Source organism: Erwinia sp. (assembly GCF_049696395.1).
Taxonomy (GTDB): domain Bacteria; phylum Pseudomonadota; class Gammaproteobacteria; order Enterobacterales; family Enterobacteriaceae; genus Erwinia.
On sequence record NZ_JBAVTT010000095.1, the window covers coordinates 1 to 6,193 of the forward strand.

The 6,193-nt window shown below is 56.3% G+C and carries 5 protein-coding genes; all 5 read left to right on the top strand.

What is annotated here, in order from left to right; genetic code table 11:
* Positions 1–25: 25 nt before the first annotated feature.
* Complete coding sequence (gene nuoF / locus WCC56_RS11555; protein ID WP_424692511.1) at positions 26–1,372, top strand: NADH-quinone oxidoreductase subunit NuoF; 1,347 nt, start codon at positions 26–28, stop codon at positions 1,370–1,372.
* A 61-nt stretch (positions 1,373–1,433) separates the two neighbouring features.
* Positions 1,434–4,160: an NADH-quinone oxidoreductase subunit NuoG gene (gene nuoG, locus WCC56_RS11560; RefSeq protein WP_424692512.1), complete on the top strand. Its 2,727-nt coding sequence runs from the start codon at positions 1,434–1,436 to the stop codon at positions 4,158–4,160.
* Complete coding sequence (gene nuoH / locus WCC56_RS11565; RefSeq protein WP_424692513.1) at positions 4,157–5,134, top strand: NADH-quinone oxidoreductase subunit NuoH; 978 nt, start codon at positions 4,157–4,159, stop codon at positions 5,132–5,134. Before nuoG ends, nuoH begins: the two co-directional genes overlap by 4 nt.
* A gap of 12 nt (positions 5,135–5,146) precedes the next feature.
* Complete coding sequence (gene nuoI / locus WCC56_RS11570; RefSeq protein ID WP_424692514.1) at positions 5,147–5,689, top strand: NADH-quinone oxidoreductase subunit NuoI; 543 nt, start codon at positions 5,147–5,149, stop codon at positions 5,687–5,689.
* A gap of 10 nt (positions 5,690–5,699) precedes the next feature.
* On the top strand, positions 5,700–6,193 hold a 494-nt coding region (gene nuoJ / locus WCC56_RS11575), incomplete at its 3' end, for an NADH-quinone oxidoreductase subunit J (protein ID WP_424692515.1).

Consider the following 6,193-nt stretch of genomic DNA (forward strand, 5'->3'; position numbering starts at 1 on the left):
TCGTCAACTTACTGGAGCAGTATCAATGACATTCAAACAGATCATTCGTACTGCCGAAATGCATCCGCTGACCTGGCGTCTGCGTGACGATAAGCAGCCCGTGTTCTTTGACGAATACCGCAGCAAAAACGGCTATGCCGGTGCGGACAAAGCGTTGAAGACAATGTCACAGGATGAAATTGTGGCAGCGGTAAAAGACTCCGGCCTGAAAGGTCGTGGTGGCGCGGGCTTCTCCACTGGTCTGAAGTGGAGCCTGATGCCGAAAGACGAATCCATGAACATCCGTTACCTGCTGTGTAACGCCGATGAGATGGAGCCGGGCACCTATAAAGACCGTCTGTTGATGGAGCAAATGCCGCATCAGCTGGTAGAAGGCATGCTGATTAGCGCTTTCGCGCTGAAAACCTACCGTGGGTACATCTTCCTGCGCGGTGAATACATCGAAGCCGCAGTGAATTTACGCCGGGCGATTGCTGAAGCTACCGAAGCTGGTTATCTGGGGAAAAATATCCTGGGAACAGGTTTTGACTTCGAGCTGATCGTTCACACCGGTGCGGGTCGTTACATTTGTGGTGAAGAAACCGCGCTGATCAATTCGCTGGAAGGGCGCCGTGCTAACCCGCGCTCCAAGCCGCCGTTCCCTGCTTCTGCAGGGGCATGGGGCAAGCCGACCTGCGTGAACAACGTGGAAACCCTGTCTAACGTCCCGGCGATCCTTGCCAACGGGGTTGACTGGTACAAAGGCATCTCAACCAGCGATGACACCGGCACCAAAATGATGGGCTTCTCCGGCCGGGTGAAAAATCCAGGCGTCTGGGAGCTGCCGTTTGGCACCACGGCTCGTGAAATTCTTGAGGATTATGCGGGCGGCATGCGCGATGGCCTGAAATTCAAGGCCTGGCAACCAGGTGGCGCAGGAACCGACTTCCTGACCGAGTCACACCTGGACCTGCCGATGGAGTTTGCCAGCATTGGTAAAGCCGGAAGCCGTTTGGGGACTGCGCTGGCAATGGCCGTCGATCACGAAATTGGCATGGTGTCGCTGGTGCGTAACCTGGAAGAGTTCTTTTCCCGTGAGTCCTGCGGCTGGTGTACGCCATGCCGTGATGGCCTGCCGTGGAGTGTGAAAATCCTCCGCGCGCTGGAGCGCAAAGAAGGACAGCCGGGGGATATTGAAACCCTGCTGCAACTTTGCCGTCAGCTTGGCCCGGGCAAGACCTTCTGTGCGCACGCGCCAGGTGCAGTAGAGCCACTGCAAAGCGCGATCAAATATTTCCGCGAAGAGTTTGAGGCGGGTATCGCGCCTCAGGTCTACAGCAATGCGCACGCGATCGCCGGTATCCAGCCAAACCTGTTAAAGGCTCGCTGGTAACACTGCAGATTTGAATTGATTAACGCTCGTTTCAGACGAGCCTTACGGAAGCATGTTCACTATGGCTACAATTCATGTAGACGGTAAAGAATATGATGTTGATGGTGCGGACAACCTGCTTCAGGCTTGCCTCTCCCTCGGCTTAGATATTCCTTATTTTTGCTGGCACCCGGCGCTCGGTAGCGTCGGTGCCTGCCGCCAATGTGCGGTGAAGCAATTCCAGAATGCCGAAGATACCCGTGGTCGCCTGGTGATGTCCTGTATGACACCAGCGTCCGACGGCACTTTCATCTCTATTGATGACGGCGAAGCGAAAGAGTTCCGCGAAAGCGTGGTGGAGTGGCTGATGACCAACCACCCACACGATTGTCCGGTCTGCGAAGAGGGCGGTAACTGCCACCTTCAGGATATGACCGTGATGACCGGCCACAGCTTCCGCCGCTACCGCTTCACCAAGCGTACTCACCGTAATCAGGATCTCGGCCCGTTCATCTCCCATGAAATGAACCGCTGTATCGCCTGTTATCGCTGCGTGCGTTACTACAAAGACTATGCGGATGGGACGGATCTGGGCGTTTATGGCGCGCACGATAACGTCTACTTCGGTCGCCATGAAGACGGCACGCTGGAAAGCGAATTCTCCGGTAACCTGGTCGAAGTCTGCCCAACCGGCGTGTTCACCGATAAAACGCACTCTGAGCGTTATAACCGCAAATGGGACATGCAGTACGCCCCAAGCATCTGCCAGCAGTGCAGCATCGGTTGTAACACCAGCCCCGGTGAGCGTTATGGTGAAATCCGCCGTATTGAGAACCGCTATAACGGCGCGATCAACCACTACTTCCTCTGTGACCGTGGTCGTTTTGGCTATGGCTACGTTAACCTGAAAGATCGTCCGCGCCAGCCAATGCAGCGCCGTGGTGATGACTGGATCGCCTTGAATGCGGATCAGGCCATGCAGGGTGCGGCAGATGTGTTGCGTCAGGCGAAAAAAGTGATCGGTATCGGTTCACCGCGTGCCAGCGTAGAGAGCAACTTTGCGCTGCGCGAGCTGGTGGGTGCTGAAAACTTCTCTACTGGTATTCCGGCAGCCGAGCAGGCGCGTCTGGAGCTGATGCTGAACGTACTGCGCGACAGTGGTGTCCACACCCCGGCGCTGCGTGAAATTGAAAGCTACGATGCGGTGCTGGTGCTGGGCGAAGATCTGACTCAGGTTGGCGCCCGCGTGGCACTCTCTGTGCGTCAGGCGGTGAAAGGCAAATCCCGTGAGATGGCCGCTGCCCAGAAAGTGGCAGACTGGCAGATCGCCGCGATCCTGAACATCGGTCAGAACGCCAAACATCCTCTTTTCGTCACTAACGTCGATAAAACCCGTCTGGATGACATCGCCGCGTGGACTTACTGCGCGCCGGTGGAAGATCAGGCGCGTTTAGGCTTTGCTGTCGCTAACGCGCTGGACGAAACGGCACCTGCGGTCAGCGGCATCGATCGTGCGCTGGCTGGCAAAATTGACGTGATCGTTCAGGCGCTGGCTGGGGCAAGAAAGCCACTGATTATTTCTGGCGTTCATGCCGGTAGCGAAGCGATGATTCAGGCCGCGGCAAACGTTGCTAAAGCACTGAAAGGACGCGGATCTGACGTAGGTATCACGCTGCTGGCCGGTGCGGCTAACAGCGTTGGCCTCGGCATGATTGGCGGCCATCCGCTGGAAACGGCACTGGATGAACTGGAAAGCGGCGCTGCCGATGCGGTTATCGTGCTTGAAAACGATCTCTACCGTCAGGCTCCTAAAGCTAAAGTGGACGCGGCGCTGAGCAACGTTTCAAACGTGATCGTTATCGATCACCAGCGTACAGCGACCACAGAGAAAGCCGGTTTGATTCTCTCTACGGCCAGCTTCGCGGAAAGTGATGGCACCGTGGTGAATCAGGAAGGTCGCGCCCAGCGCTTCTTCCAGGTTTATGACCCGGCTTACTACGACACTACCGTTGAAATGCTGGAAAGCTGGCGCTGGCTGCACTCGCTGTCCAGCACCATTACCAGCCGTCAGCCGGACTGGACTCAGCTCGATCACGTAATTGATGCCTGCATTGCGGCACTGCCGCAGCTTGCCGGGATCAAGGACGCGGCACCGGATGCCAGCTTCCGTATTCGTGGGCAGAAACTGGCCCGTTCCCCGGCTCGCTCCAGTGGTCGTACGGCCATGCGCGCCAATATCAGCGTGCACGAACCGCGTCAGCCGCAGGATAAAGACACCATGTTCGCCTTCTCCATGGAAGGGAACAACCAACCGTCTGCAGCCCGTTCCCAGATCCCATTTGCCTGGGCTCCAGGCTGGAACTCCCCACAGGCGTGGAACAAGTTCCAGGACGAAGTGGGTGGCAAACTGCGCAATGGCGATCCAGGCGTGCGTCTGTTTGAAGCGGGCGATGCGCAGATGGACTGGTTTGATGCGGTGCCAGAAGTCTTTGCCGGTCAGGCAAATAATTTCCGCGTAGCGCCTTATTTCCACCTGTTTGGCAGTGAAGAGATGACTCAGCGTTCCGGCGTGATCCAACAGCGTATGCCTGAGGCCTATGTGATGGTCAACCCGACGGATGCGGCAACCCTCGGCGTCAATGCCGGAACGGAAGTCGAGTTCAGCTGTGCCGGTGAAACCCTTCGTCTGCCAGTGCGTTTCTCTGAAACGTTGCAGGCAGGGCAGGTTGGTCTGCCATTAGGTCTGCCGGGTATCCCGCCGTTCCTGCTGGGTGCCAACATTGACAATCTGCAGGAGGCAGCACAATGAACTGGCTGACACCGGAAGTTATCGATGTGCTGATTGCCGTAGGTAAAGCGCTAGTGATCCTGTTTGTGGTCGTGGGCTGTGGCGCCTTTATGAGCTTCGGCGAACGTCGTCTGCTTGGTCTGTTCCAGAACCGTTATGGACCAAACCGCGTTGGCTGGGGCGGCTCGCTTCAGCTGGTGGCGGACATGATCAAAATGTTCTTCAAAGAAGACTGGACGCCACCGTTTACCGACCGGGTGATCTTTACCCTGGCGCCGATGATTGCCTTCACCTCTTTGCTGCTGGCGATGGCTATCGTGCCTGTGACCTCTACCTGGATGGGCGCGGACCTGAATATTGGTCTGCTGTTCTTCCTGATGATGGCCGGTCTGGCGGTTTACGCGGTGCTGTTTGCTGGCTGGTCCAGTAACAACAAATACTCCCTGCTGGGCGCGATGCGTGCTTCGGCGCAGACCCTGAGTTACGAAGTGTTTCTCGGCCTGTCGCTGATGGGTGTGGTAGCGCAGGCCGGTTCGTTCAATATGGTCGATATCGTCAACAGCCAGCAACATTTGTGGAATATCGTTCCACAGTTCCTTGGCTTCCTGACCTTTGCCATCGCGGGTGTAGCGGTTTGTCACCGTCATCCGTTTGACCAGCCGGAAGCTGAGCAGGAACTGGCCGACGGTTACCACATTGAATATGCCGGGATGAAATTCGGTCTGTTCTTCGTGGGCGAATATGTTGGCATCGTGACGGTTTCTTCGCTGATCGTCACGCTGTTCTTCGGCGGCTGGAACGGCCCCTGGTTGCCACCGGTTATCTGGTTCGCCATCAAAACGGCGTTCTTTATGATGATGTTCATTCTGATCCGTGCTGCGTTACCGCGCCCACGTTATGACCAGGTGATGTCGTTCGGCTGGAAAGTTTGTCTGCCGTTGACGCTGTTGAACCTGCTGGCAACTGCCGCAGTGATTCTTTACAACGCGCAGTAAGGGGTAGAGACGATGACATTAAAAGACTTAGTGGTGGGCTTCGGCACCACGTGTCGCAGTATCTTTCTGATTGGGATGAACGCGTTCGCCAAGCGTGAAACCATGATGTATCCGGAAGAGCCGGTTTACCTGCCGCCACGTTACCGTGGCCGTATCGTGTTAACGCGCGATCCGGACGGTCAGGAGCGCTGTGTAGCCTGTAACCTGTGCGCCGTTGCCTGTCCTGTTGGCTGTATCTCGCTGCAGAAAGCAGAAACTCAGGATGGCCGCTGGTATCCAGAATTCTTCCGTATCAACTTCTCGCGCTGCATCTTCTGTGGCCTGTGTGAAGAGGCTTGCCCGACCACTGCGATTCAGCTTACCCCAGATTTCGAAATGGGCGAGTTTAAGCGTCAGGATCTGGTGTACGAAAAAGAAAACCTGCTGATTTCCGGCCCGGGTAAATACCCGGAATATAACTTTTACCGGATGGCGGGTATGGCGATCGACGGAAAAGACAAGGGCGACGCGCAAAACGAAGCCAAACCTATCGACGTCAAGGGCTTGTTACCTTAAGGAGCCAGGCATGGAATTTGCTTTTTATCTTTGCGGACTGGTGGCGGTGCTGACAACGTTGCGTGTTATCACCCATACCAACCCGGTCCACGCACTTTTGTACCTGATCATCTCGCTGCTGGCGGTTGCCGGGGTGTTTTTCACGCTCGGGGCTTACTTTGCCGGTGCGCTGGAAATCATCGTTTATGCCGGTGCGATCATGGTGCTGTTCGTCTTCGTGGTCATGATGCTGAACCTCGGTGAGAGCGTAGAGGCGCAGGAACGCGAGTGGCTGAAACCGACCGTCTGGATCGGACCTGGCGTCCTGTCGCTTGTGCTGCTGGGCGTGATGATTTACGCCATCCGCTCCATCAACGATCAGGGCATTGACGGCACGATGATTGACGCGAAAGCGGTCGGCATCAGCCTGTTTGGTCCTTATGTTCTGGCCGTTGAGCTGGCTTCGATGCTGCTGCTGGCTGGTCTGGTGGTGGCTTACCATATCGGACGTGAACAGCGTCAGGG